Below are 25568 nucleotides of genomic sequence, written 5' to 3' on the forward strand. Positions count from 1 at the left end.
CCCCGGACTGGCCATCGTCGGTCGCATGATCGTCCTGATACGCATCCGCCTGCGGCTGTCCCATCGCCTCCGACCAGGAAGCAACAGGCGGCGACGCCACCCGGTCGCCTGGGTAAGGCGCGGCGTAAGGCTGGGGGCGGGCGATGGCTGGAAATTCTTCGGGATCGCCGGCCTGCTCGCGCCAGGCGACCTGCGGCGTTGACGGCGGCGCAGGCTGCTGGGGACCAGCGCCAAAGCCGATCTCCTGCACATGGCGCACGCCCTCTTCCTTGAGGATGCGCTGCACGCCCTTGATGGTGTAGCCCTCGCCATACAGCAGATGGCGGATGCCGCGGATGAGCAACACGTCCTCAGGCCGGTAAAACCGTCGGCCGCCGCCGCGTTTTAGCGGCTTGATCTGGCTGAAGCGGGTTTCCCAGAAGCGCAGGACATGTTGTGGCACATCAAGCTCATCAGCCACTTCGCTGATGGTCCTGAAAGCCCCAGGCTCCTTGTCCATGATCTGCCGGTCTGTCAAAGCGATGGCCCGCGTCCCTGCTGTTGGTGACCTGGCGAAAACTGGCCGCCCCGACAGAGCCGGCGCAGCCCGTCCGCCGCCTCGACCCAGGCGACAGGCCTGAGCAAATCGCCTGCACCTGACGCCGGGGCCAATTTTTTTTGCCGCCGCTCGCCCTCAACATTAACCTCGTCGGGTTAATGGGGCGTCGCATTGCTCATGCCGCGCGACGTCTGAACGCACGGCCGATGGCGCAAGTCGCACAGTGGAAACGCACGCCAGCCCCACACTCACGCCAGACCACGCGCGCCACGGCGCATGCCCGGTTCAGCAGCCGGGGCTCCCCGAGCCCTACGCCCCGTAACCTGGCGCCCGCAAGGATCAGCCCCCCCAACGTTGGGGCCCTGATGCTGGGCCGCGCCAAACTCGGATATCAACCGACAAGGGGCCCGGCGTTGGACTACCTAAACCCTTGGCTACCTAAACCATTGCCAATCTGAATCTTTGGCCACGCAAATCCGATGCCGCTTCAATTCAGGGCGACCTCAATCCTCGTCTGCAACGTCCTGGCCATTGATTCGTGCCTTCAGCACATTCGATGGTTTGAACACCATGACACGTCGCGGCTCGATTGGCACCTCAACGCCAGTCTTTGGATTTCGTCCGATCCGCTCACCCTTTTCGCGCACCACGAATGATCCAAACGACGACAGTTTCACTGTTTCGCCGCCCGCCAGGCAATCACACATCTCTTTCAGAACCTGTTCGACAAGTTCTGCAGACTCAGTCCGTGACAGTCCAACCTTCTGGTAAACCGCTTCGCAAAGATCTGCGCGCGTAACCGTGCGCCCCGCCATATTCGCCCCACCTCTGAAAAACTGCTCTATCTCTTTGTAATTACGCGTAAACCGTCAAACTGTGCTGGTCAACAGCCCAGGCGCGCCCTCGCATGACGATCACCAGCGGATAAGCGCGCTGCCCCAGGTGAAGCCGCCGCCCATGGCCTCAATCATCACCAGATCGCCCTGTTTGATGCGGCCATCGGCGCGGGCCTCGGCCAGCGCCAGCGGGATCGAGGCGGCGGAGGTGTTGCCATGGCGGTCCACGGTCACCACCACCTTGTCGCGGGCGATGCCCAGCTTGTCGGCGCTGGCGTTAATGATGCGCCGGTTGGCCTGGTGCGGCACGAACCAGTCGAGATCGTCAGCCGTTGTCGCTGTCGCGGCGAAGGCGTCCTCGATCACGTCGGTGATCATGCCGACGGCATGGCGGAACACCTCCTTGCCCTCCATGCGCAAATGGCCGACGGTTTTGGTCGAGCCTGGTCCGCCGTCCACATAGAGCTTCTGGCGATGTCGGCCATCGGAGCGGATGTGCGAGGTGAGCACGCCGCGATCGCTGGCCTCGCCGGGCTGCTCCTGCGCTTCGAGCACGATGGCCCCTGCGCCGTCGCCGAACAGCACGCACGTGGTGCGGTCTTCCCAGTCGAGCAGGCGCGAGAAGGTCTCCGCGCCGATCACCAAAGCGCGCCGGTGCGAGCCGGAGGTGAGAAACTTGTCAGCCGTCGCGACGCCAAACACGAAGCCCGAGCACACAGCGGCCACGTCAAAGGCGACGCCATGGGTCATGCCCAGACCCGCCTGAATCTGCGTGGCGACCGCCGGAAAGGTGAAATCCGGTGTGGCGGTGGCGCAGATCACCAGATCGATGTCGGCCGCGGTCAGGCCGGCGTCGGCCAGCGCCGCCTCGGCGGCGCGCAGGCCGAGCACCGAGGTGGTCTCGTCATCAGCCGCGATATGGCGCTGGCTGATGCCAGTGCGCTGCACGATCCACTCATCCGACGTATCGACCACACCGGCCAGATCCGCGTTAGTCACCACACGCGGGGGCAGATAAGCGCCGCAACCACGTACCACCGAACGCAAACGTGTCACGCGCCCATACTCCTCAGGCTTGCCCGTCAGCCGCTAACGGCCCGTCTTTTCCCAGCACCATGCCGCGGATATTCGACAGCAGGTCGAACCGCGCCATGTCGTATCCCAGTTCGATCGCGCTGGCGAACCCGAGCGCGTCCGTTCCCCCATGGCTCTTGATGACGATTCCTTCAAGACCCAGGAACACGCCGCCATTGGAGCGGCGCGGATCCATTTTCTCTTTCAGCGCGTCAAAGGCGCTTTTGGCGAACAGATAGCCCAGCTTGCTCATCCACGAGCTCGACATGGCGTCCTTGAGCAGGCTGGCGAACTGTTTGGCGGTGCCCTCGGCGGTCTTCAGCGCGATATTGCCGGTGAAGCCTTCGGTGACCACCACATCCACCGTGCCCTTGCCGATGTCGTCGCCTTCGACAAAGCCGCGATAGTCGAGCTGGGCGAACTGGCCTTCGCGCAGCATGCGCCCGGCTTCCTTCACCACCTCGAGGCCCTTGACCTCCTCGACGCCGACATTGAGCAGCCCGACCGTCGGGCGTTCGATGTCGAGCACGATCTGCGCCATGGCCGCGCCCATGATGGCGAGGTCGACCAGATGCGCAGCGTCAGCGCCGATGGTGGCGCCGACATCGAGCACCACGCTCTCGCCGCGCAGGGTTGGCCACAGGCCGGCGATGGCCGGGCGGTCGACGCCGCCCAGGGTGCGCAGGCAAAATTTCGACATGGCCATCAGCGCGCCGGTATTACCGGCGGACACGGTAATGTCAGCCTCGCCTTTTTTCACCGCTTCCAGCGCCATCCACATCGACGAATGGTAGCGGCCCTGGCGCAAGGCCTGGCTCGGCTTGGCGTCCATGGCCACCGCCACATTGGTGTGGCGGACCGTGGTCGCGGCCTTCAGCGCCGGATGCTGATCCAGCAACGGGCCGAGCACGGCCTCATCGCCAGTCATGACAAAGCGCAAGTCCGGGCGACGCTCCAGCGCCAGCGCGGCGCCTGGAACGGTCACGCTGGGACCCTGATCACCGCCCATGGCGTCAATCGCAATGCGAACAGTACGTGACATGGAGTGCGCTTGTATCCTGTGTTGTGGACCGGGATCAGGTCCGGCGGTCCAGTGTTCGCGGGCCACAACCACGGCCCTGCGCCCCGTAACCTCTGTGTTCAGGCTGTAAACAACATGGCCTGGGTTGTGCAAGCGCGGATCGGGGGACGACGCGACATCCAACAGCTCAGAAAGGGCCGGAACAAGGCGCGGGCGGCATTAACCCGCCTCTCACCCACCCCTGCCCCCCTGCAGCGGCCTCGCGCCCAACATGTCGGCCCCATCGCGCCCCCGCCATGGCCGGACCGTCGCGCCAACCGCTCGCCTCACCCCCGTGACGTCCTCAGCTTTCGGTATCGCCGCGCAGCGCCCGCAGTTTGGCGAAGGGCGAGACCTCATCATTGGGGTCTTTCCAGGTGAATTCCGCGTCGGGCTTGCGCGGCCACGGATCGATAGCCAGCGACAGATATTCCGCCGCCAGCTCGCCGAGATCGATGCGATCATTGATCAGCGGCTCCGGGTCCTCGCGCTTGCTGAAGCCGTCGTCCTCATGCTGCATGGCGGCCCCCTCCTCTGGCACATCTTCGGAGAAGGTCAGCTCGAAGCTTTCATGCACCTCGGAATCAAATGGCTCCAGCGTCACCACGCAGGTCTGGCGGATACTGGCCCGCACCTCGCCCTTCAGCTTGAGGCGGCGGGCGTCGCCGCTCAAAGCGAAAGACGCCGTCATGCGCGGCATGGCGCGCAGATCATAGGCGCTGGCCATGCGCGCGCGCGCGTCCTCATCTGCCTCGATCTTCACCCGGAGCCCGCTACGCGGCATATCCGACACCCGCACCACATGGCTGAGAAACGGGGCTGCGTTGCGATCAGTCATGCTCGGTCCTCCCTGAGGCCGCCAGACGCACGGCGCGCGCATCCGGAAACAGCTCCGGGGCGGCGGCGTCTGGCTCAGGCGCAATATCGGCCAGCGACAGGCTGGCCAGTCTGGCCTCGGCGGCGCGCACATAGCGGGCGAGCAGGGGCGAGGGAATATCCGAATCGAGCACGTTACGCGCCACGGCTGTGGCCAGATCCGCGTCGCCGACGGCGGTGAGCGCCGCGTCATAGGCGCCAGCGCGGCCGTAATAGCCCTTGGCGATCTGCTTCATGCGTTTGGGCACGGTGGTGTCGCCCATGCCGATTTCACGCAGGGCGTGCTCGATCTGCTCGAACACCGTGTCGACGAATCGCTGCGACACTTCTTCGGCCGGAGCCGGCAGGTCGCGCAGCCGCCGCATGGTCAGGATGGCGTGCAGCTCCAGCAACTCCAGACGCCCCTGGGTGGTGTCGGCGACGCCATAATGCTCATAAAACTCAGGCTGGCGGGCGGCCTGGTTCACCCGACCGAACAGATGGTCGATCACCGGTCGGTAGGGATCCTTCCTGAGGAAACTGAAGACCATCTCATCCAACTCCCGGCCAAGCTGCGGCCATAGCGGCATGGTGCGCCCGGCGCGCCCCAACGGACACTGGGACCCACGCCTGCCGCCTGCAAGATACGCCTGGCGCCGCCCCCGCCCGACGCGCTCGCGGCCTGCGGCGGCGAGGCCCGCGCCATGCGAGCGCTGTGACGCAGCGCCTTCGCCTGGTGCCACGCGCGGCGCGTCAACGCAACGGAGCGCCGCCGCAGTTGCGGGGCGCGTTCTTGCCAAATACACTTGTGCGGGGTACGCCTCCCGCAGCAATGATGCAAGGTCGTTGCGTGGCCAGTCAGCGCTGGCGCCGGTTTCCCGCTGGGGAAGCATGGCGGCTTCAAGTGCTGGGGGCCGGCTCTGGGTGAACGACAGCGCCTCGCCTGCGCGTCCTGCGCCATAACATGGCGACAGGCCTGGCAGGCCGAGAAGACAAAGGGTGACAGAATGGCGAAGGCCATACTCCGCAACGTCATGACCGCCGCCGCCATCGCGACCGCATCGATCGTCCTCGCTGGCTGCGCCAAGGAGGTCATTGTTCACGGTCATATGATCGACGAAACCGCGCTGGCCAAGATCCGGCCGGGCACGAGCGTCGAGACGGTGCTGACCGAGATGGGCACGCCGACCACCACCTCGACCGTCGGCAACAAGACGTTCTATTATATCTCGCAGGTGCGTGAGCGCCGGGTGCAGTTCATGAACCCGTCGATCACCGACCAGCGCGTCGCCGCCGTCTATTTCAACAACGCTTTCAAGGTTGAGCGCGTCGCCCTCTATGGCCTGAAGGATGGCGAAGTCTTCGACTTCATCTCCCGCTCGACCCCGACCAGCGGCCAGGAACGGTCCTTCGTCCGCCAGATGTTCAAGGGCCTGGGCGCCTCCAACCTGAACCCGTTCTCGACCTGATCCGCACTCAGCATCGACAGCAGCCAAAGCCCGCGGCCACCGCGGGCTTTTTTCATGGCCGCCCGACACGCCGACCGCCTAAAGCCTGGCCAAGGCCACTCTCCCGCGCCACGCCATGCGCCGTCTCATTACGCCGCGCCAACCATGGCGCCCCGACCCGCTGACCGTCTCAACGCCAGCCGATAGGCCCTCCCCCCTTCATCCCCACCCCCCTTCGCCCCCACCCCACCGTCATGCCCGTGCTCGTCACGGGCATCCACGTCTTCCACGTCGCGCCCCCGAGCCTGGCCGAACGGGCCGAGACCATCCGCCTGCCGCATCAAACGCGTGGATGCCCGTGACGAGCACGGGCATGACGGTTGAGGCCAGAAGCGCGCCCGCCGCCGTATCCCCAAGCGTATTTCGAGCTTGCAGCCTGCCCGCGAAAGCCGTCCCGTCCTCTGGGACGCCGCCACCCCTCCAGCCATGTCGCTCACGCCAGCCCCCCTTCTGCCGTCATGCCCGTGCTCGTCACGGGCATCCACGTCTTCCACGCCGCGCCCCCGAGCCTGGCCGATCGGGCCGAGACCAGCCGCCTGCCGCATCAAACGCGTGGGTGCCCGTGACAAGCACGGGCATGACGGTTGAGGCCAGAAGCGCGCCCGCCTATTTCGAGCTTGCAGCCTGCCCGCGAAAGCCGTCCCGTCCTCTGGGACGCCGCCACACCTCCAGCCATGTCGCTCCGGCCAGCCCCCCCTTCCGCCGTCATGCCCGTGCTCGTCACGGGCATCCACGTCTTCCACGCCGCACCCCCGAGCCTGGCCGATCGGGCCGAGACCATCCGCCTGCCGCATCAAACGCGTGGATGCCCGTGACAAGCACGGGCATGACGGTTGAGGCCAGAAGCGCGTCCGTCGCCGTATCCCCAAGCGAATTTCGAGCTTGCAGCCTGCCCACAAACGCCGTCCCGTCCTCTGCGACGCCGCCCCCCTCCAGCCATGTCGCTCCAGCCAGCCCCCCCCTTCCGCCGTCATGCCCGTGCTCGTCACGGGCATCCACGCGTTCAACAACCCACCCAGACCTTCGCCGCCCCCACATCCTCAAAACAAAAAACGCCCCCGTCCTTGCGAACGGAGGCGCAGCGGCAAGCGCCAGGGCGGGGCCAGACGCCCCGCCACGGCCTCAGGCCATGTGTGACAGCACCGCCAGCAGCAGCAGCGCCACGATATTGGTGATCTTGATCGCCGGATTGACGGCGGGGCCCGCGGTGTCCTTGTAGGGATCGCCGACGGTGTCGCCGGTCACCGACGCCTTATGGGCCTCCGAGCCCTTGTGATGGGTCACGCCGGAACTGTCGGTGAAGCCATCCTCAAACGACTTCTTGGCGTTGTCCCAGGCGCCGCCGCCCGAGGTCATCGAGATCGCCACGAACAGCCCGGTGACGATAACGCCCAGCAACATGGCGCCCACGGCGGCGAAGGCCTGGCTTTTGCCAGCCACGGCGTTGATGACCACGTACAGCACCACCGGCGCCAGCACCGGCAGCAGCGACGGCACGACCATTTCGCGGATCGCCGCCTTGGTCAGCATGTCGACGGCGCGGGCGTAGTCCGGCCGGTCGCGGCCTTCCATGATGCCGGGCTTCTCACGGAACTGCCGCCGCACCTCTTCCACCACCGCGCCCGCCGCGCGACCCACCGCCGTCATGGCGATGCCGCCGAACAGGAAGGGGATCAGGCCGCCGAGCAACAGGCCGACGACCACATAGGGATTGGCCAGCGAGAAATCGACCGCCACGCCCTTGAAATAGGGGAAGCGCTCGGCGTTGGCGGTGAAGTATTTCAGGTCCTCATTATAGGCCGCGAACAGCACCAGCGCGCCAAGACCGGCGGAGCCGATGGCGTAGCCCTTGGTCACCGCCTTGGTGGTGTTGCCCACCGCGTCCAGCGCGTCGGTCGAGCGGCGCACCTCTGGCGGCAGGCCCGCCATTTCGGCGATGCCGCCGGCGTTGTCAGTGACCGGACCGAAGGCGTCGAGCGCCACGATCATGCCGGCGACGCCGAGCATGGTGGTGACGGCGATGGCGATGCCGAACAGGCCCGCCAGCTGGAAGGTGACGATGATGCCCGCGACGATGACGATGGTCGGCAGCGCCGTCGCCTCCAGCGACACGGCGAGGCCCTGGATGACGTTGGTGCCATGACCGGTGACCGAGGCCTGGGCGATCGAGGTCACCGGGCGGAAGCCGGTGCCGGTGTAATATTCAGTGATCCAGACGATCAGCCCGGTGACCGCAAGGCCAACCACGCCGCAGATGAACAGCTTGCCGCCATTCAGCACCAGGCCATTGGCCCCGGCCACGTCGCCCCAGCCGACCAGCAAATGGGTGGCGATGGCGAGCCCCACGACGGATAGCAGCGAGGTGGCGATCAGGCCCTTGTACAGCGCCCCCATGATCGACTGATTGGCGCCCAGCTTGACGAAATAGGCGCCGACGATGGAGGTGACGATGCAGGCGCCGCAGATGGCCAGCGGATACAGCATCATGGCGGCCAGCGCCGGGGTCGCGGCGAAGAAGATCGCCGCAAGCACCATGGTGGCCACCACGGTCACCGCATAAGTCTCGAACAGGTCTGCCGCCATGCCGGCGCAGTCGCCGACATTGTCGCCGACATTGTCGGCGATGGTGGCCGGGTTACGCGGATCATCCTCCGGGATTCCCGCCTCGACCTTGCCGACAAGGTCGCCGCCCACATCCGCGCCCTTGGTGAAAATGCCGCCGCCAAGGCGGGCGAAAATCGAAATCAGCGAGGCGCCAAAGCCCAGCGCCACCAATGCGTCGATGATGACGCGGTCGCCAGGGGCGACGCCCATCGGCCCGGTCAGCACCGCGTAATAGCCGGCGACCCCGAGCAGCGCGAGACCGGCGACCAGCATGCCGGTGACCGCGCCGGATTTGAAGGCGATGTCGAGGCCGTCTGCCAGCGAGCGTGACGCCGCCTGGGCGGTGCGGACGTTGGCGCGCACCGAGACATTCATGCCGATGAAGCCGGCGACGCCTGACAGCACCGCGCCAATGACAAAGCCGATGGCGACGGGCAGCCCCAGCAACCACCATAAAATGGCGAACAGGATGACGCCGACCACGGCGATGGTCAGATACTGGCGACGCAGATAGGCCTGCGCGCCCTCCCTGATGGCGTCTGCGATCTCCTGCATGCGGGCGTTGCCCGCGTCAGCAGCCATGACGGAACGGATGGTGACGGCGCCGTAAACGACGGATAGCGCCCCAAGAAGAATAATAATCAGCAATGCAGCCATGTGTATTTCTTCCCTGACGTTCTTTTGTCGGCGGCGGCCGGCTCCATGGCGCCATGCGCTCTCACCCATGCGACGCCCGGCCACACCCTGCCTTGCAGCAGCATGACATGATTGCCGTTTTTGCCATGGCGGGCAAATGGACAAGGCGGCTACACCCACCTGAGATGCGCGCCCTGCGCCGCATCCAGACAAGAAAAACACCCGCGATACCGAGCAAAAATACAGATCCATGCAAAATCAAAGCGTAGATAATATAGACATACCGGCCAAATATTTGACATACCCGCGCCAGACGGCGGCGTTGATCACGGAATGACATGGCAAAAAGCATGACGCACGACGAAAATGCGGCGAAGTCCCATGCTGTCACACTGTTATAACATATAACATATGCGACAACGCACAATTCCTGGCGCAACTACGCGCCGTCAGCCGCAGGCCACGGTTAACCCTCTGCGGAAAAAAGTCCGATGCCCCGGCGATGCAATCGGCGAGAATGTGACCAGGGAATGAGGTTTATGTCGCCGCGCCACAGCGAATCCCCAGATCGCCGCAAGCCACGCGCGACAGGCGCGTCATGCTGTCGGCGCCTCATCGATGACCTGGCTCCCGGCGCTTGCGGCGCGCCAGGGCCTGGTCGCGGCGTCAGAAGTGGGTGTAGGAGCCCGCGCCGAATGAGGCCTGCTCATCGCGCCAGCGCACCTCGAAGGCGGCGCTGGCCGGCCGCACCTCGCCGATGGCCCGCAGCCCGCAGCCTGCTTCGGCAGCGGCGGCGGCCAGCGCCTCATAGCGAGAAGGCGCCACGCTCAGCAGCAACTCATAGTCGTCGCCGCCGCCAAACAGGCTGCTGGCGAGGCTGGCGTCGGCAGCCAGCGCCGCAGCAGCAGCCGGCGACAGCGGCACGTCGTCGAGGGTCAGCAGGGCAGAGACGCCAGAGGCGCGCGTCATCTTGCGCAGATCGCCGATCAGCCCGTCCGAGATATCCATGGCGCAACTGGCGAGGCCGCGCACCGCTTCAGCCATCAGGCTACGCGGCTGCGGCTCCAGATAACGCTGCTCCAGCGCCGCTGCGTGCTCCTCGCCAATAGCGGCGATCCAGTCCGGGCCTGCCCCGTCCTTGCGGCTGCGGCGCACCGCCAACCCCAGCGCGGCGTCGCCGATCGAGCCGGTGAGGGCGAGGATATCGCCGACCCTGGCGGTGGTGCGCTGGGTCATGGTTCCACGCGGCGTCTCGCCCAGCGCGGTGATGGCGATGGTCAGCGGCCCGGGCGTCCGCACCGTGTCGCCGCCAACCAGCGGGCAATGATAGGCGCGGGCGTCGTCGCCCAGCGCGCCGGCGAACGCCGCCAGCCAGTCACGGGTCCAGCCCTCGGGCAGGCCGAGCGTCAGCAGAAAGCCGATGGGCCGCGCCCCCTTGGCCGCCAGATCCGAGAGATTGACCCGCAGCGCCTTGCGGGCGATGGCCTCAGGCGCGTCATCCGCAAAAAAATGCACCCCGGCCACCACCGCATCGGTGGTGACGATCAGCTCATGATTCTCGGCAAGGCGCAGGCGCGCGGCGTCGTCGGCCAGCCCGAGCCCGCCCTCGCCGGCCAATGGCGCAAAGAAAGCGGCGATCAGCTCGTCTTCGGACATATCAGCCATGGCGGCCTCCCTGCACTGTTGGCGCCCTATCAACGCCCCCATCATCACCCCGATCGCCCCGGACGCCAAACGCCCGGCGCGCAGCGCGATGCACAACCAACAGGGGATGGCTGCGCCGGTCACGCACGCCCAACCAACAGCGGCCCGCGCCCTGCCCCGGCGACTGGGTCCTGGACATGCGAACGGCGCCTCCGCGGCGCCGTCAGCATCTGTCTGTTCTGATCAGCTGGCGCCTGCTCAGCGGCTGGTCAGCTCATCAGCGCGGTTCTGGCGGCCAATGGCGTCGAGCACGGCGTTGACCATGCCTGGCTCGTCGCCCTCATAAAAGGCGCGGGCCACGTCAACATATTCAGAAATCGACGCCTTCGCCGGCACGTCCCGGCGATTGAACAGCTCATAGGCGCCGCCACGCAGAATGGCGCGCAGCACCGGCTCGACGCGGCGCAGCGGCCATTTGTCGGCCAAAGCCGCGTCGACATTGCGGTCGATGCGGGCCTGGTCGCGCACCACGCCAGCGACGATATCGCGGAAGAAGGCGGCCTCGGCTGGCTTGAACTCCAGTCCCTCGATCTCCCGGCCCATCCAGTGGGACTCAAACTCGGAGATGGCGTCGAGCACACCCTTGCCCGACACGTCCATCTCATACAGCGCCTGCACCGCCGCCAGTCGCGCGGCGCTACGCATTTCACCCCTGGCCATCTTAGCCTGCCTGTCCGGCGCGTTTGACGCGCAGCACGGCGAGCGCCGCTTCCGCAGCCCCGCCACCCTTGTTCATGTCGGAGACCCGGGCGCGGGCCCAGGCCTGTTCGTCGTTTTCCACCGTCAGAATGCCATTGCCCAGCGGCAGCCGCAGGCTGACGGACAGATCCATCAGCGCCCGCGAGCTTTCGCCTGCGACAATGTCGTAATGGCCGGTTTCGCCACGGATGACACAGCCCAGCGCCACGGCGGCGTCCAGCGGACGGCCGGCGGCGGCGGCAAGGTCATGCAGAATGGCGATGGTCGGCGGAATTTCCAGTGCGCCAGGCACGGTCACCACCTCGGCGACGGCCCCCGCCGCCTCGATTGCGGCCAGCGCGCCCTTGAGCAGCTCGTCCTGGAGGTCCTCATAATAGCGGGCCTCGACAACCAGCACCCGGGCGCCAGTCAGCGGCGTCTGGGCGGCGGAAGCGCGACGCGGAGCAACCATGGGACGACCTTTCGAAACAGCGGCGCCGGCGGCCCGTGGCCGGCGCGACGCAATGCGGCTGGCTGGAAAAACCGGTGGGAGGCGTCAGTACCCCTTCGCCTGCGCCTCTGCAAGCCGCGCGGCGTAACGGGCCATCATGTCCACCTCAAGATTGATGCGATCACCCGGCTGGCGCAGCCCCCAGGTCGTCACCTGCAAGGTGTGCGGGATCAGCAGCACGCTGAACACATCGTCCTCAACCGTATTGACGGTGAGCGACGTGCCGTCGATGCAGATTGAGCCCTTTTCGGCGATATAGCGGGCGGTGTCAGCTGGCGCGCGCAGGGTGAAGCGCGAGGTCTCACCCCAAGTGTCGTCGCCATCGGTCACCACCTCACGCGCGATCAGTTCGGCGACGCCGTCCACATGGCCTGTGACGATGTGACCGCCCAGCTCGTCGCCAATTTTCAGCGCCCGCTCCAGATTGAGCCGGTCGCCGACGCGCCAGTCGCCGGCGGTGGTGCGCGCCAGGGTCTCGGCGGCGATGTCGACGTCATACCAGGCGCCTGCGGCCCCATCGGCCCAGCTATAGGGGCCCACCGCCACCACGGTCAGGCACGGGCCGCCGCTGGCGATGGAGGCGCCGATGGCGATGCCCGCCGGATCATAATGCGATGCGATGCGCAGCCGGCGCAGCGAGCCCTGGTGATCTTCCGCCGACAGGATCTCGCCCACATCGGTAATGATGCCGGTAAACATCAGTTCGCCCTCTCATATAGCTGCAGCGTGTCGTCGCCGACGACCTCCTGCGCAAACATCTGCATGGCGTCGAGCGCCTCCCGCAAGCGCGGACCGATGGCGGCGACGCCTGCCGCCGCGTCGCCAAAGGCCTGCGGGGCCGTAAACACGGCGACCTCTTCGACGAGCCGTTCGCCTGCCAGCGCATCGGCCAGCGTCGGGCCGCCCTCGCAGAATACCCGGGTGACGCCGCGCGTCCCGAGCAGCTCCAGCGCCAGCCGCAGATCGACGCGACCGTCCGCAGTGGCGGCGACGCGCATCACCTCCACCCCCGCCTCGGTCAGCGCCACCTCTGGCGCCACCGGCGCATCTTCAGCGGTGATGATCCAGGTCGGAATGCGCCGCGCGTCGGCGACGATGCGCGCCGACAGCGGCGTGCGCAGCTGGCTGTCCAGCACCACCCGCACCGGCGACATCGCCGCCATGCCAGGCAGACGCACGCTGAGGTCGGGATCGTCGGCGAGCACGGTGCTGACGCCGACGAGGATCACATCGGCGCGGGCGCGCAACAGATGCACCCGGTCGCGGGTCGCCGCGCCGGTGATCATCAGCCGTGGCCCGTGCCGCCGCGCCGCGACGCCGTCGCGCGTCTGCGCCAGCTTGAGCTGCACCGCCGGGCGGCCATCGCGCACCCGGGTAAAATGGCCAATATGGTCGCGCCGCGCCTGATCATGGCCGACGCCAATGCACACGCTGACCCCGGCGGCGCGCAGGCGGGCATGCCCCAGCCCCGCCACCAGCGGATTAGGGTCCTCGATCGCCGAGACCACCCGGGCGACGCCAGCGGCGACAATCGCCTCGGCGCAGGGGCCGGTGCGTCCCACGTGTGAGCACGGCTCCAGCGTCACATAGAGGTGGGCGCCACGGGCAAGATCGCCCGCCTCGGCCAACGCCACCACCTCCGCGTGCGGCCGCCCGCCTGGCTGGGTCGCCCCGCGCCCGAGCACCGTGCGGCCATCAGCGCTGACCAGCACCGCGCCCACTGAAGGATTGGGCCAGGCCAGCCCCAGATTGCGGCGACCCACCGTCAGGGCGTCGCGCATAAAGCGTTGATCGCGCGCAGCGGCAGCGGCGTCCTGGCCATCGCCGGCGCAGGCCTCGCGCTCAGGCCGACAGTCTGCGTTGGCGGCGCTCATGCGTCTGATGCATCCGTCAGGCGGCGCGGCTGGCGCAGGCCTGGGCCGGGCGCGGCCTCGCCCTCGGCGCCGCCCAGCTCGCCGATGATGGCGCTGAACTCGCGCGCCTCGCGAAAATTACGGTAGACCGAGGCGAAGCGCACATAGGCCACCTCGTCCAGCGCCTTGAGCCCGGCCATCACCAGCTCGCCCACCGTCTCGCTCGGAATTTCCGTCTCGCCCATGCTCTCGAGCTGGCGCACGATGCCATTGATCATGCGTTCGACCTGCTCCGGCTCCACCGGCCGCTTGCGCAAGGCGACCTGAACCGAACGCTGTAATTTGTCGCGATCGAAGGGCGCGCGCTTGCCAGAGCGCTTGACCAGCACCAGCTCCCGCAATTGCACGCGCTCGAAGGTGGTGAAGCGACCGCCGCAATCCGGGCAGACCCGGCGGCGGCGGATGGCGGCCGAATCGTCCGTCGGACGTGAATCCTTCACCTGGGTGTCGAGACTGTCGCAATACGGGCAGCGCATGCGCGTGACCTCCCGGGAACCTGCCCGCCTGTCGTGACCTCATTGGACCGCCCCAGGCGACGGACGGCCCTGGCGATCGTGGACGCAGCCACGCCTCGCGCAGATGCCTCACAGGGGCATTAAGCCCTGATGACGAGCGCTGGCAAGGCCTGCGGCCGCACCCCGGTCATTCCGGCGGGGAAGAGCCGCGCCTTGTGCGGCCGCAACCCCTGCCCGTGGGGCTGGCCGGCGGCCCGGCAGCGTGGGCGGCTCGCCATGGTCGCGGGGGCGACGCAGAAAGACCATCGGGGGCGGACGTGAAGACGTGGATGCCCGTGACAAGCACGGGCATGACGCCGGGGGGCTTGGGCGCGGCGCGGCGCGCCCATAGCGGCCACGCTCGCCATGGCTCAAGGCTGAATGGGGAGCGTGGCCCTCATCGGATTGGTGCGGCCGACTAGCCCCCTCGCCCGCAAAAAAACGCCGTCGCGCGAGCGACGGCGTCAATCGTCATATCAATCTTGCGCCAGCCCTGTCGGGCGGCAAGGAGGCCAGCGGCCTCCGCGCCTGATCAGGCGTAGATTGGGAAGCGCGCGGTGAGTTCCTTCACCTCGGCGGTCACTTCTGCTTCCACTGCGGCGTTGCCGGCTTCGCCATTCTTCGCCAGACCGTCGAGCACCTTGACGATCAGCTCGCCAATGCGGGTGAACTCCGCCGTGCCGAAGCCGCGCGAGGTGCCAGCCGGCGAGCCCAGGCGGATGCCCGAGGTGATCATCGGCTTCTCGGGGTCGAACGGGATGCCGTTCTTGTTGCAGGTGATGTGGGCGCGGCCCAGCGCCGCCTCGGCGGCCTTGCCGTTGAGGCCCATGGGACGCAGGTCCACCAGCATCAGATGATTGTCGGTGCCGCCCGAAACCAGGTCGAGACCACCGGCCTTGATGGCGGCGGCCAGCGCCTGGGCGTTATCGACAACGGCCTTGGCGTAAGCGCGGAACTCCGGACGCAGCGCCTCACCGAAGGCCACGGCCTTGCCGGCGATGACATGCATCAGCGGGCCGCCCTGCAGGCCAGGGAAGATCGCCGAATTGATCTTCTTGGCGATGTCGGCGTCATTGGTCAGGATCATGCCGCCACGCGGACCACGCAGGGTCTTGTGGGTGGTGGTGGTCACCACATGGGCGTGCGGGAACGGCGACGGATGCTGGCCGCCAGCCACCAGGCCGGCAAAGTGCGCCATGTCGACCATGAAGAAGGCGCCGACCTCGTCCGCGATCTCGCGGAAGCGGGCGAAGTCCCAATGGCGGGCATAGGCGGAGCCACCGGCGATGATCAGCTTCGGCTTCTCGGCGCGAGCGATGCGGGCCACTTCGTCCATGTCGACGCGGTGGTCGTCCTTGCGCACCGTGTAGTGCACCGGGCGGAACCACTTGCCGGACATGTTCGGCGGCGCGCCATGGGTGAGATGGCCGCCAGCGGCGAGGTCGAGGCCCATGAAGGCGTCGCCCGGCTGCAGCAGCGCCAGGAACACCGCCTGATTGGCCTGTGAGCCCGAATTGGCCTGCACATTGGCGAAGCCGCAGTCGAACAGCTTTTTAGCGCGATCGATGGCGAGGTCTTCGGCGATGTCGACGAACTGGCAGCCGCCGTAATAGCGACGACCCGGATAACCTTCGGCGTATTTATTGGTGAGGACCGAACCCTGGGCTTCGAGAACGGCGCGCGACACGATGTTCTCTGAGGCGATCAGCTCGATCTCATCGCGCTGACGACCCAGCTCAAGGTCAACGGCGCGGGCGATTTCCGGATCACTCTCCGCCAGAGAGGCACCGAAGAAGCTGTTGGACAGGTGCGGACTGGTCTCGCTCATTGCGGCCTCGCCATTTCCCGGATCCGCCAGGGCCAGCGCCCCGCAACCCGGCTCCAAAAAAAACCATGCGGCGCGCCCGTGAGGGCCGCCGCCACCCCGATCATCCCGGTCAGATGCCTGACCCCCGTGCGCCCTGACCACCGCCTTAACGGTCGCCCGACGCGCAGGTTTTAAGTCGTCTGACGCTAGTGGACCGACGCTGGATTGACCTGCGTCAGACCGGGGCGCTGCCGACGCCGCGCTCTTATCACGACGCCCGGCCAGCGCCAACCTTGAGTTACGCCACGCCCGCCCTGGCGTCATTGCGGCGCAGCGCACTGGACTGCGGCCCTTGCGCCCGCGCCGCCAGGCACGCGTGTGCGGGCCCCACCCCCCAAAATACAGATGGCCCGGAAATCCGGGCCATCCGACACGATTGTCGCTACAGGCGCGCGGGCCGCGCTGGCCTCAATTGGCCGCCTGTTCCTCAGCCGCCGCAGCCGCCATCGCCGCTGCAGCCGCAGGTCCAAGCCCGTCACGGTTGTAAATGTCGTCACGGAACTGGATCACGCCTTCCGGCGTCGCCCAGGAGGTGATGTAGGTCCAGTAGATCGGCACCGGATCCTTCAGATTGGCGTCGATTCGCTTGCCGGAATCGATGGCGTTCTGAATGGCGCGCGGGTCCCAGCCAGGGGTCTCTTCCAGCAGGAAGGCGACGTAGTCACGCACGTTCTGTAGACGTACGCAGCCCGAGGAGACGAAGCGGAAATCGTCGCCGAAAATGCCCCGCGCCGGCGTGTCATGCATATAGACGCCATGCGGATTGGGAATATTGATGCGCACGAAGCCCATCGAATTCAGATCCGCGCCCGGGTCCTGGCGGAACATGTAGCGGGTGGCCTCGTAGGAGTTCCAGTCGACCTGCGAGGGCGGAATCTCGACGCCATTGGCGTAAATGCGGATCTTCTGATCCGTCAGATAGTTCGGATCCTTCCGCATCTTCGGAATCAGATCCTTGCGGATGATCGAGGCCGGCACCGTCCAGAACGGGTTGAAATTGATCTGGGTGACCTTGCCGTTCATGATCGGCGACTGGCGGTCGATCTTGCCGACGCCAGCGGCGTGGCGGCTGACGGTGTGGTTATCGCGCACGGTCTCAACCAGCGCCGCCGGGATATTCACCACCGCATAACGCCGCCCCGGATTACCGGCCAGCGCGCGGATGCGCACGAGGTTGGTCTCCATCTGGCGGATACGCACACCCACCGGCACGTTCATCGCCGCAATGGTCTGGTTGTTCAGCGCGCCCGTGGCGTTGAGGCCGTGACGCTGCTGGAAGCGCTTGACGCCGCCCTCGACATAGCTGTCGTAGACCTCCTGGGCGCCAGCCGACAATTGCAGGTCGCCCGAGGCCGCGAGGCGCTGGCGCAGGGCCACCACCGCCGGGCCACGCGAGCCAAGCCGCAGCCGCTGGCCGGGCTGCACCGTGCCCCAGCCGCCGCGCGCCTCGATCTGCCGCAACTGGGCGATCGCCTGCTCACTGGCGGCGACCGTCTCATGCGACAACAGCGGCGTCGAGGACCTCGCCACCCGGCTGGTCGAGCCCGAATCGTAGCTCTGCGACCATTCGCTCTGGTCTTCGAACGCGAATTTCTGCGCCAGCGCAGGGCCAGACCCCAGCAGCGGGGTTGCGGCCAGGCCGGCGGCGGCGCTCGCTGCTCCCAGAAGGAAGGTCCGGCGCTTCATGGAAAAGGTGTTTTCGCTCATCGTCGTGGAATTCGCCCTGAAGCCATGCAGGTGGATGGGCGCCCAAACGCGTCCTGATCCAGCCTGATCCAAACCCTGACGCCCACCGCGACGCCACAGGTCCAATCGATCGAACCGCAACGCCTTGGGTGCGCGTGATGCATGAGCGCGTGACCCGTTGCTGCTGGCCCGGACCACGCGCTGGTTTTTCCCTGGTTCGAGCGGCTGCCGATCGCCCAGGCGTCTTAGCCTGACGGGATAGCGCTCGTGAGGTTACCCTCGTAAACCCGTGACCTTACCAAACAGTGATCAGCGCGGCGTTTTTATGACGCAGGGCGCCGCGCCCAAAAAAAATCGCGCCGCAATTTGCGGCGCGACGGCAAGGCTTCAAATTGCGCAGGCAGCAGGTGTAGCGCGACGCTGGCAGCCCGTTCCACCCGAGGGCGCTAGCCCCTCGCCTCAATCCTGATCATGCGCCGCGAGCCAGGAGATCACCAGATACAGCACCGCCAGCACGCCGAACATGACGATGGTGACGACGCCCGAGGCGACGGCGCCTGGGAACAGGATCGCCAGGATCATGTGGCTCATCAGCACCAGCAGCCACATGATGCCGCCCCAGGTGCTGGTCAGCCACAGCCCGACCGCCGCCACCAGATTGAACACGGCGAAATAGACCATGATGGCCTGCACGCCGAGGCCCCGATCCTCAAACGCCACCGGCGACGGCGTGACGCCGAGGATGTCGGCCCACGCCAAGAGGCCCATCATCATCCACAGCACGGCCATCAGCCGCAGGAACCAGACGAGGATCCGCCCCCAGCGCACCTTTGGCGCCAGCGGCGACAGCCGCAACGCCTCAATGACGCCGCCCCGTTTTTGTTCGCCCTGGTCGCTCACATCTGCGTCCTTCACATGCGTTGACAGCCAGGCCGACGCCCCCGACGCCAGCGCCATACGAAGCGCCAGCGCCCTACGAAGCGCCCGCAGCTCAGGCGGCGTGGATTGATGCACGGGGTTTTACGCGCCGAGCCAGGCGAAAACGCGGCGACCACAACGCCGGTGTGTGGATGGCGCCGCACCGGCGGCGCCATCCAGCGCGTTCACACAAGGCTTGAGGCAGCGCTTCAGCCGAAGCTGAGCTCCTTGTCGCCCAGCGGGGCGAAATGTGCGGCGATATCAGCCGCCGACACCTCATCCAGCGTGGCGGGGCGCCACACCGGCTTCTGGTCCTTGTCGACGATGACGGCGCGCACGCCCTCGTAGAAATCATGGCCGAGCGCGATGCGGTTGACGATGCGATACTCGATGCGCATCGCCTCACGCATGTCGACGCCGCGACCGCGACGCATCTGCTCCAGCGACAGCGCCATGCTGGTCGGCGACTTGGTGCGCATGGTGGCGGCGGTTTTGGCCGCAACGGCGGAGCCGCCGGCAGCGGCGGCGTCGAGGCGCGCCAGAATGCCCTGCACGTCGGGAGCGCTGAAGGCGTTGTCGATCATCGCCTGCTCGGCCAGCAGCGGCGAGCTCGTGGGGCGCGCCGCATAGGGCGCCAGCACGGCGTCCACCGGCTCGCCGGCGATCAGCCGGTCGCGGATGGCGCCGAATTCGGCGGTCGGCGCGGCGTGGGTGACGAGGCCAAGGGCGTGCGCCTCAGCCTGGTTGATGCGATCGCCGGTCACGGCGATGAAGGCGCCCAGCTCGCCCGGCAGCTTCGGCAGCGCATAGGTGGCGCCGACATCCGGGAAGAAGCCGATGCCGACTTCAGGCATGGCGAAGGTGAATTTATCGAAGGCCACCATGTGGCTGCCGTGCACCGACACGCCGACGCCGCCGCCCATGACAATGCCTTCGACCAGCGCAATGTAGGGCTTGGCGTATTCCTTGATGCGCACGTTGAGCTGGTACTCTTCGCGCCAGAAGGTCAGCGCGTCCTCCAGCTTGCCGCCGCGCCCCTGCTCATACAACGAGCGGATGTCGCCGCCCGCGCAGAAGGCGCGATCGCCGGCGCCGGTGACGATGATGCGGGTGACCTCCGGATCATGCTCCCAGGCGTCGAGCGCCGCGGCCAGGCCGCGCACCATGGTGAGGGTGAGCGCATTGAGCGCCTTGGGCCGGTTCAGGATGACGACGCCCGCCGCTCCCTGGCGCTCGCAAATGATTTCGCTGTCCTGAACGTCCTGCACGACCGGCTCCCCTTGTTATCTGTTGGCGCGCCCATGGCGTCTGGCGCCGCGCGCCCTGTGCGGCGGGACTTTGGTCACTGTCAGCCCCCGCGTCAATTGCAACGGCGCCGCCGGTTGGCGTGGCCCACGGCTGATCGCAGGCGCATGCGCCCGGCAAGCAGCTCATACCAAAGTGCGGTGAGCACTAATCATCGCACTTTGGTCAAGCCCGTGCGGCGCCTGAGCAATCCAGGATGCGGATGCGTCAGCATCTTCGCATCCTGGTATTCAGTCTCCGCATGCGCGGCGCGGCGTGTGGCGCCGTCGCCCAGCTTGGCTTATAGATCGCTGGGCTATCGCCTCGCGCGACCAGGTGATGGCCGGGCCGTCGCCTGCCGGCGCCGCAAAACGCGAGCCCGCCAGAGCGCCGCGCCAGTCGCCAGCCGTGGCTGGCGCCGCTTGAGGCGCTCAAACTACAAATGCATGACGCATGATCGCGCTGCGTGCGAAACGATCCTGCGCCAGGTCAGACCAACCGGAAAGCCACGCCATGTCGATCACCCGCAAAGGCCCCTCCAGCGCACTGTCCGCCGATCTCGGGCTGGTGCACCGGCCGCGCCGCAACAGGAAGGCCGCGTGGGCGCGCCGGCTGGTGTGCGAGAATGTGCTGACCACCAATGATCTGATCTGGCCGATGTTCGTCGCCGCCGGCGACAATCTGCGCCAGCCGGTCGCCTCGATGCCCGGCGTCGACCGGCAGTCGGTCGACCAGATCGTCCGCTCGGCCGTCGAGGCGGCGGAGCTCGGCATCCCGGCCATTGCGCTGTTTCCTTACACCGACAACGCCCTGAAGGACCCGGAGGGGACCGAGGCGCACAACCCGGACAATCTGGTGTGCCGCGCCGCCCGCGCCATCAAGCGTGAGGTCCCGGATCTCGGCGTGATCATCGACGCGGCGCTGGATCCCTACACCAGCCATGGCCATGACGGCGTCATCGCTGACGGCCGCATCCTCAATGACGAGACCGTCATGCGCCTGGTGCAGCAGGCGGTGAACCAGGCCGAGGCCGGCGCCGATGTCATCGCGCCGTCGGACATGATGGATGGTCGCGTCGGCGCCATTCGCGAAGGGCTCGACGCCGCGGGCTTCCAGGACGTGCAGATCATGTCCTACGCCGCCAAATACGCCTCGGCGTTCTATGGCCCGTTCCGTGACGCGGTCGGCTCCGGCGCGCTGCTGGTCGGCGACAAGCGCACCTATCAGATGGACCCGGCCAATACCGACGAGGCGATCCGTGAGGTGGCGCTCGACATCGAGGAAGGCGCCGACATGATCATGGTCAAGCCTGGCATGCCCTATCTCGACGTGCTGCACCGGGTGAAGCGCGAGTTCGGCATGCCGACCTTCGCCTATCAGGTGTCTGGCGAATACGCGATGATCGAAGGCGCCGCCCGTAATGGCTGGCTCGATGGCGACAAGGCGATGCTGGAGGGCCTGCTGGCCTTCAAGCGCGCCGGGGCTGACGGCGTGCTGACCTATTTCGCGCCGCGCGTGGCGCGCAAGCTGCGCGAACAGGTCTGACGGGTTCCGGCGATGACTGACGACGCCACGCCGCCGCGCCGCCGCCTGATCTCGCCGCGCCTGTCGCTCTGGCTCGCGGTGGCGACAGGCGCCGCGCTTGGCGTCGCCGGCCTCAGCGTCTGGCGCGGCGTGCAGATTGGCCGGCCCGATCCGCGCGTCGCTAGCCTGTGCCGCTCGATCATCCCGGCGCTCAATCCGGAAGGCGCGCGCTTCACCATGGCCACGCCGCGGCGCGGCGTCGTCGAGGACAGCGTGCGCATCGCCTATATCGCCGAACTCGACGGCGGCCGGGTGCGCGCCCGCGAGGTGAGCTGCCAGTTTGAGCCGTCGGCCAATGAAGCAGCGCCGGCGCGCCTCGTCGGCGTCGCCACCGAACGCGGCCCGCTCAGCGACGCCAATTTCTATTTCCTCCGACGGTTCTATCTGGAGACCGCAGACGGCCCGCCCAAGGACCCCGCCGCCTCCCAGGCCAACGCGCCCTGACCTTGCAGTCACGGCTGGCGCACGCGGCGCCGTTGCAGCGCCCCCGGCAAGGCCAGGCCAGAGATACGCTCCCCCAAGGCGTCAATTGCGCTTGCATGGCGCCCGCCATGCGTGCGCGCTGACGCAATTACCCCTAACCAAACGCCCCAAACTGCCCCATATGTTGTCCGGACGGGCGCTGACGCCCGCTGACATCGATCCGGCGGTTCCGGAGGTGAAAGGACGACGACGACAATGGCGCACACTGATCTCGCCAATCAAACGGCTCAGGGCGAGCCGCGCTGGCGCACCAATGGCGTGCTCACCACGCGCCTGCTGGCCTGGCTTATCGATCTGGTGATCATCGCCATCTGGACGGTGTTCCTGGCGCTGATCGTCTTCGTGCTCGGGGTGATTACCCTTGGCCTCGGCTGGTTCCTGTTCGCGCTGGTGGTTCCGGCCTCCGGCATCATCTACAGCATGATCACGGTCGGAGGCTCGAAGCAGTCGACCATCGGCATGCGGCTGCTCGGCCTCAAGGTGGTGCGCAACCAGGGTGGTCGCGTCGACGCCATCACCGCCGGCGTGCACGCGCTGTTCTTCTACCTCGCCGCCAGCACCGGCCTGCTGTGGCTGGCCGACGTGGTGATCGGCATTATCGATGGCCGCGGCCGCATGGGCCACGACCACCTCGCGGGCCTCACCGTGGTGTGGAACGACGGATAATACCAAAGTGCGGTGAGCACGACTCATCGCACTTTGGTCAAGCCCGTGAGGCGCCTGAGCAATCCAGGATGCGGATGCGTCAGCATCTTCGCATCCTGGTATAAGGCTGACGACGCCGGCGCTGCGACCTGCTGCGTCGGCTGCGCCAACCCAATGACGTTTTGCGCGTGCCAGGCGCGGTGGATTCACAGCCGCCGCGCCTTTTGCTATCGTGCGCCACGGCCACGCCGCCGCCTGCGTTTCCGGAGGCTGGCGCGATCAGTTCGGACACAGGAGGGGCAGGCGTGACCACTCATCCGCGTGAAGCGCCGCAGTTTTTCCTGACGGCCCCGGCCGTCTGCCCCTATCTGCCCGACCGGCTGGAGCGCAAGGTGTTCACCCATCTGGTCGGGCGCAGGGCGCGCGACACCAATGACCTCCTGAGCAACAACGGCTTCCGCCGCTCGCAGACCATCGCCTACCGTCCGGCCTGCGACGGCTGCGCCGCCTGCGTCTCGGTGCGGGTGCTGGTCAATGAATTTACCCCGCGCCGCAGCCAGCGCCGGGACCTCGCCACCAACGCCGACCTGATCGGCGCCATGGGCCCGCCTGTGGCCAGCGCCGAGCAATATGAGTTGTTCCGCGACTATCTCGCAGCCCGCCACCATGATGGCGGCATGGCCGACATGAGCGTGCACGATTACGCCATGATGGTCGAGGACACGCATGTCGACACGCATCTGCTGACCTATCGCCAGCGCGGGCCGGATACGGCGATCCATGGCCGTGGCCAGGGCCCGCTGATCGCCGCCGCCCTCACCGACGTGCTGCACGACGGGCTATCGATGGTCTATTCGTTCTACAACCCGGCGCTGGCGCAGCGCAGCCTCGGCGCCTTCATGATCCTCGACCACATTCGCCGGGCGCGGCTCATGGGCCTGCCCTATGTCTATCTCGGCTTCTGGGTCGCCGGCTCGCGCAAGATGGCCTACAAGGCGCACTACACGCCGCAGGAACATCTGACGGCGTCGGGCTGGAGACGCAGGGATGACCACCTATGACGGGAGCGCGCCGCCCGCGGCGAGCTTGGGCCACAACGCGCCGCTTCACGGCGATGGCGGCGGCGCCGACGCTGGCGCGCTGACCCGGCGCGGCCCACGGCTTCCGATCATTGACGCGGCGCGTGGCGTCGCCCTTGCGGCGATGGTGATCTATCACAGCGCCTGGGACATCACCTTCTTCAATCTGGCCCCCATCGACGCGGTCAATTCGCCGTTCTGGCGCAATTTCGCCCATGGCATCGCCAGCAGCTTCCTGTTTCTGGTCGGCGTCAGCCTGGTGCTGGCCAGCCGGGGCGGCCTGAACTGGCTCAGCTGGTGCAAGCGGCTGGCCATGGTGGCGGCCGGCGCCGCCGCCGTGACCCTGTCGACTTGGCTGACCAACCCCGGCCAGTTCATCTTCTTCGGCATCCTGCACTGCATCGCCGTCTCCAGCATTCTCGCGCTGCCGTTTTTGCGTGCGCCATGGTGGGCCAGCGCCGGAGCTGGCGTCGTGGCCATCGCCCTGCCATTTGTCTGGACGTCGCCGCTCTTCGCCTATGGCCCCCTGATCATCACCGGCCTCGCCGACGTGCTGCCCAATACCGCCGACTGGGTGCCAATCCTGCCGTGGTTTGGCGCGGTGCTGCTTGGCGTCGCCGCCGCCCAGGCCAGCCTCAGCTGGTTCCCCACCACCGCCGCCGGTCGCTGGCGCGATCAGGGCCGCATCGGCAAGGCCCTGACCTTCGCCGGCCGCCACAGCCTGATCATCTATCTGACGCACCAGATTGTGCTGATGGGCCTGTTCGGGGCCATCGCCTGGGCGACCGGGCCAAACCAGGCGGCGCTCGACATGCGCGTCAGCAGCCAGTGCCACCGCGCCTGCGCCGACCTTGGCGGCGGCAAACCTTATTGCAAGACCTATTGCAATTGCCTGGTCGGCAGCCTGCGCGCCGACGGCCTCACCGGCCCCGTGGTCACCGGCGACATCACCAACGCCGGTCGCGAACGCCTGGGCAAGACCATCGACCAGTGCCAGCAAGCCGCGACGCCGCAATAACCGCAAGCCCCGCGCCGCGCCTGCCTACTGGCCCGCGCGCGCCCGCACGCTCCCACGACACTCCCCCGCCGTCATGCCCGCGCTTGTCGCGGGCATCCACGTCTTCACCCCAACCGGCCCACGCGCCGCGCCGGCCAAAGTCGTGGATGGTCGGGTCAAGCCCGACCATGACGGCGGAAGGGCGCGTAACCCTGCGCGCATATCCGCCCCACCGAGCCAGCGCACGCCTTTCCCACCCCCCCACCGTCATGCCCGTGCTCTCCACGGGCATCCACGCCTTCCCCCCACCGGCCCACGCGCCGCGCCGGCCAATGTCGTGGATGGTCGGGTCAAGCCCGACCATGACGGCGGAAGGGCGCGTAACCCTGCGCGCATATCCGCCCCACCGAGCCAGCGCGCGCCCTTTTCCCCCACCCCCACCGTCATGCCCGTGCTCGTCACGGGCATCCACGCCTTCACCCGACCGGCCCACGCGCCGCGCCCCGCCAAAGTCGTGGATGGTCGGGTCAAGCCCGACCATGACGGCGGAAGGGCGCGTAACCCTGCGCGCACATCCGCCCCACCCAGCCCTCGCACCTCCGCCTTCCACCCCC

The 25568-nt window shown here is 67.2% G+C and carries 22 protein-coding genes and 1 pseudogene; 6 read left to right on the forward strand and 17 right to left on the reverse strand.

The genetic code is table 11. The features are described from left to right. Positions 1-243: 243 nt before the first annotated feature. From AC6A67_RS02200 to AC6A67_RS02225, 6 genes and pseudogenes are all read right to left on the reverse strand, one after another. Positions 244-499 (reverse strand): annotated as a pseudogene (locus tag AC6A67_RS02200) (MerR family transcriptional regulator); the annotation flags it as partial. A 542-nt stretch (positions 500-1041) separates the two neighbouring features. Next, positions 1042-1353, reverse strand: coding sequence for an integration host factor subunit alpha (locus AC6A67_RS02205; protein ID WP_498034892.1), 312 nt, complete (start codon positions 1351-1353; stop codon positions 1042-1044). A gap of 99 nt (positions 1354-1452) precedes the next feature. After that, on the reverse strand, positions 1453-2430 hold the full coding sequence (locus AC6A67_RS02210) for a beta-ketoacyl-ACP synthase III (RefSeq protein ID WP_498034893.1): 978 nt from the start codon (positions 2428-2430) through the stop codon (positions 1453-1455). A gap of 13 nt (positions 2431-2443) precedes the next feature. Beyond that, a complete protein-coding gene (gene plsX / locus AC6A67_RS02215) occupies positions 2444-3490 on the reverse strand; it encodes a phosphate acyltransferase PlsX (RefSeq protein ID WP_498034894.1) in 1047 nt (348 codons plus the stop codon). A gap of 322 nt (positions 3491-3812) precedes the next feature. Beyond that, positions 3813-4346, reverse strand: a complete 534-nt coding sequence (locus tag AC6A67_RS02220) for a YceD family protein (RefSeq protein WP_498034895.1) — start codon at positions 4344-4346, stop codon at positions 3813-3815. Continuing rightward, positions 4339-4914 (reverse strand): ubiquinol-cytochrome C chaperone family protein, encoded by a 576-nt coding sequence (locus AC6A67_RS02225; RefSeq protein WP_498034896.1) that lies wholly within the window; start codon positions 4912-4914, stop codon positions 4339-4341. Before AC6A67_RS02225 ends, AC6A67_RS02220 begins: the two co-directional genes overlap by 8 nt. Positions 4915-5370: 456 nt before the next feature. Here AC6A67_RS02225 and AC6A67_RS02230 point away from each other — a divergent pair, with 456 nt between their 5' ends. Further along, complete coding sequence (locus AC6A67_RS02230; RefSeq protein ID WP_498034897.1) at positions 5371-5832, forward strand: outer membrane protein assembly factor BamE; 462 nt, start codon at positions 5371-5373, stop codon at positions 5830-5832. A 1161-nt stretch (positions 5833-6993) separates the two neighbouring features. Here AC6A67_RS02230 and AC6A67_RS02235 read toward each other — a convergent pair. From AC6A67_RS02235 to AC6A67_RS02285, 11 genes are all read right to left on the reverse strand, one after another. Beyond that, complete coding sequence (locus AC6A67_RS02235) at positions 6994-9132, reverse strand: sodium-translocating pyrophosphatase (RefSeq protein WP_498034898.1); 2139 nt, start codon at positions 9130-9132, stop codon at positions 6994-6996. A 645-nt stretch (positions 9133-9777) separates the two neighbouring features. Then, the gene (thiL, locus tag AC6A67_RS02240; RefSeq protein ID WP_498034899.1) at positions 9778-10776 is read right to left on the reverse strand and encodes a thiamine-phosphate kinase; all 999 of its coding nucleotides are present in this window, start codon (positions 10774-10776) and stop codon (positions 9778-9780) included. Between the two features lie 237 nt (positions 10777-11013). Beyond that, positions 11014-11475: a transcription antitermination factor NusB gene (gene nusB / locus AC6A67_RS02245; protein ID WP_498034900.1), complete on the reverse strand. Its 462-nt coding sequence runs from the start codon at positions 11473-11475 to the stop codon at positions 11014-11016. 1 nt (position 11476) lies between these two features. Next, the gene (gene ribH / locus AC6A67_RS02250; protein ID WP_498034901.1) at positions 11477-11965 is read right to left on the reverse strand and encodes a 6,7-dimethyl-8-ribityllumazine synthase; all 489 of its coding nucleotides are present in this window, start codon (positions 11963-11965) and stop codon (positions 11477-11479) included. Positions 11966-12049: 84 nt separating this feature from the next. Beyond that, the gene (locus AC6A67_RS02255; RefSeq protein ID WP_498034902.1) at positions 12050-12703 is read right to left on the reverse strand and encodes a riboflavin synthase; all 654 of its coding nucleotides are present in this window, start codon (positions 12701-12703) and stop codon (positions 12050-12052) included. Then, positions 12703-13878 carry a bifunctional diaminohydroxyphosphoribosylaminopyrimidine deaminase/5-amino-6-(5-phosphoribosylamino)uracil reductase RibD gene (gene ribD, locus AC6A67_RS02260; RefSeq protein WP_498034903.1) on the reverse strand — a complete coding sequence of 392 codons (1176 nt, stop codon included), beginning with the start codon at positions 13876-13878 and terminating at the stop codon, positions 12703-12705. Before ribD ends, AC6A67_RS02255 begins: the two co-directional genes overlap by 1 nt. Next, entirely contained in the window at positions 13875-14393 is a 519-nt protein-coding gene (gene nrdR / locus AC6A67_RS02265) for a transcriptional regulator NrdR (RefSeq protein WP_498034904.1), read from the reverse strand. Before nrdR ends, ribD begins: the two co-directional genes overlap by 4 nt. Before the next feature lie 550 nt (positions 14394-14943). Beyond that, a complete protein-coding gene (glyA, locus tag AC6A67_RS02270) occupies positions 14944-16239 on the reverse strand; it encodes a serine hydroxymethyltransferase (RefSeq protein ID WP_498034905.1) in 1296 nt (431 codons plus the stop codon). 447 nt (positions 16240-16686) lie between these two features. Continuing rightward, positions 16687-17985 carry a L,D-transpeptidase family protein gene (locus AC6A67_RS02275; RefSeq protein WP_498034907.1) on the reverse strand — a complete coding sequence of 433 codons (1299 nt, stop codon included), beginning with the start codon at positions 17983-17985 and terminating at the stop codon, positions 16687-16689. 438 nt (positions 17986-18423) lie between these two features. Beyond that, complete coding sequence (locus AC6A67_RS02280) at positions 18424-18864, reverse strand: DUF6163 family protein (protein ID WP_498034908.1); 441 nt, start codon at positions 18862-18864, stop codon at positions 18424-18426. A gap of 227 nt (positions 18865-19091) precedes the next feature. Beyond that, positions 19092-20150, reverse strand: coding sequence for an enoyl-CoA hydratase/isomerase family protein (locus tag AC6A67_RS02285; RefSeq protein WP_498034909.1), 1059 nt, complete (start codon positions 20148-20150; stop codon positions 19092-19094). A 529-nt stretch (positions 20151-20679) separates the two neighbouring features. Here AC6A67_RS02285 and hemB point away from each other — a divergent pair. The 5 genes from hemB to AC6A67_RS02310 all read left to right on the forward strand — a co-directional run bounded on the left by hemB (position 20680) and on the right by AC6A67_RS02310 (position 24975). Continuing rightward, positions 20680-21711, forward strand: coding sequence for a porphobilinogen synthase (gene hemB / locus AC6A67_RS02290; RefSeq protein WP_498034910.1), 1032 nt, complete (start codon positions 20680-20682; stop codon positions 21709-21711). 12 nt (positions 21712-21723) lie between these two features. Then, a complete protein-coding gene (locus tag AC6A67_RS02295; protein WP_498034911.1) occupies positions 21724-22194 on the forward strand; it encodes a hypothetical protein in 471 nt (156 codons plus the stop codon). Between the two features lie 234 nt (positions 22195-22428). Further along, entirely contained in the window at positions 22429-22899 is a 471-nt protein-coding gene (locus tag AC6A67_RS02300) for an RDD family protein (protein WP_498034912.1), read from the forward strand. Between the two features lie 284 nt (positions 22900-23183). After that, positions 23184-23939, forward strand: coding sequence for an arginyltransferase (locus AC6A67_RS02305; protein ID WP_498034913.1), 756 nt, complete (start codon positions 23184-23186; stop codon positions 23937-23939). Then, positions 23926-24975 carry an acetyltransferase domain-containing protein gene (locus AC6A67_RS02310; protein ID WP_498034914.1) on the forward strand — a complete coding sequence of 350 codons (1050 nt, stop codon included), beginning with the start codon at positions 23926-23928 and terminating at the stop codon, positions 24973-24975. Before AC6A67_RS02305 ends, AC6A67_RS02310 begins: the two co-directional genes overlap by 14 nt. Positions 24976-25568 lie beyond the last annotated feature (593 nt).

This window comes from Camelimonas sp. FR25 (assembly GCF_059740505.1).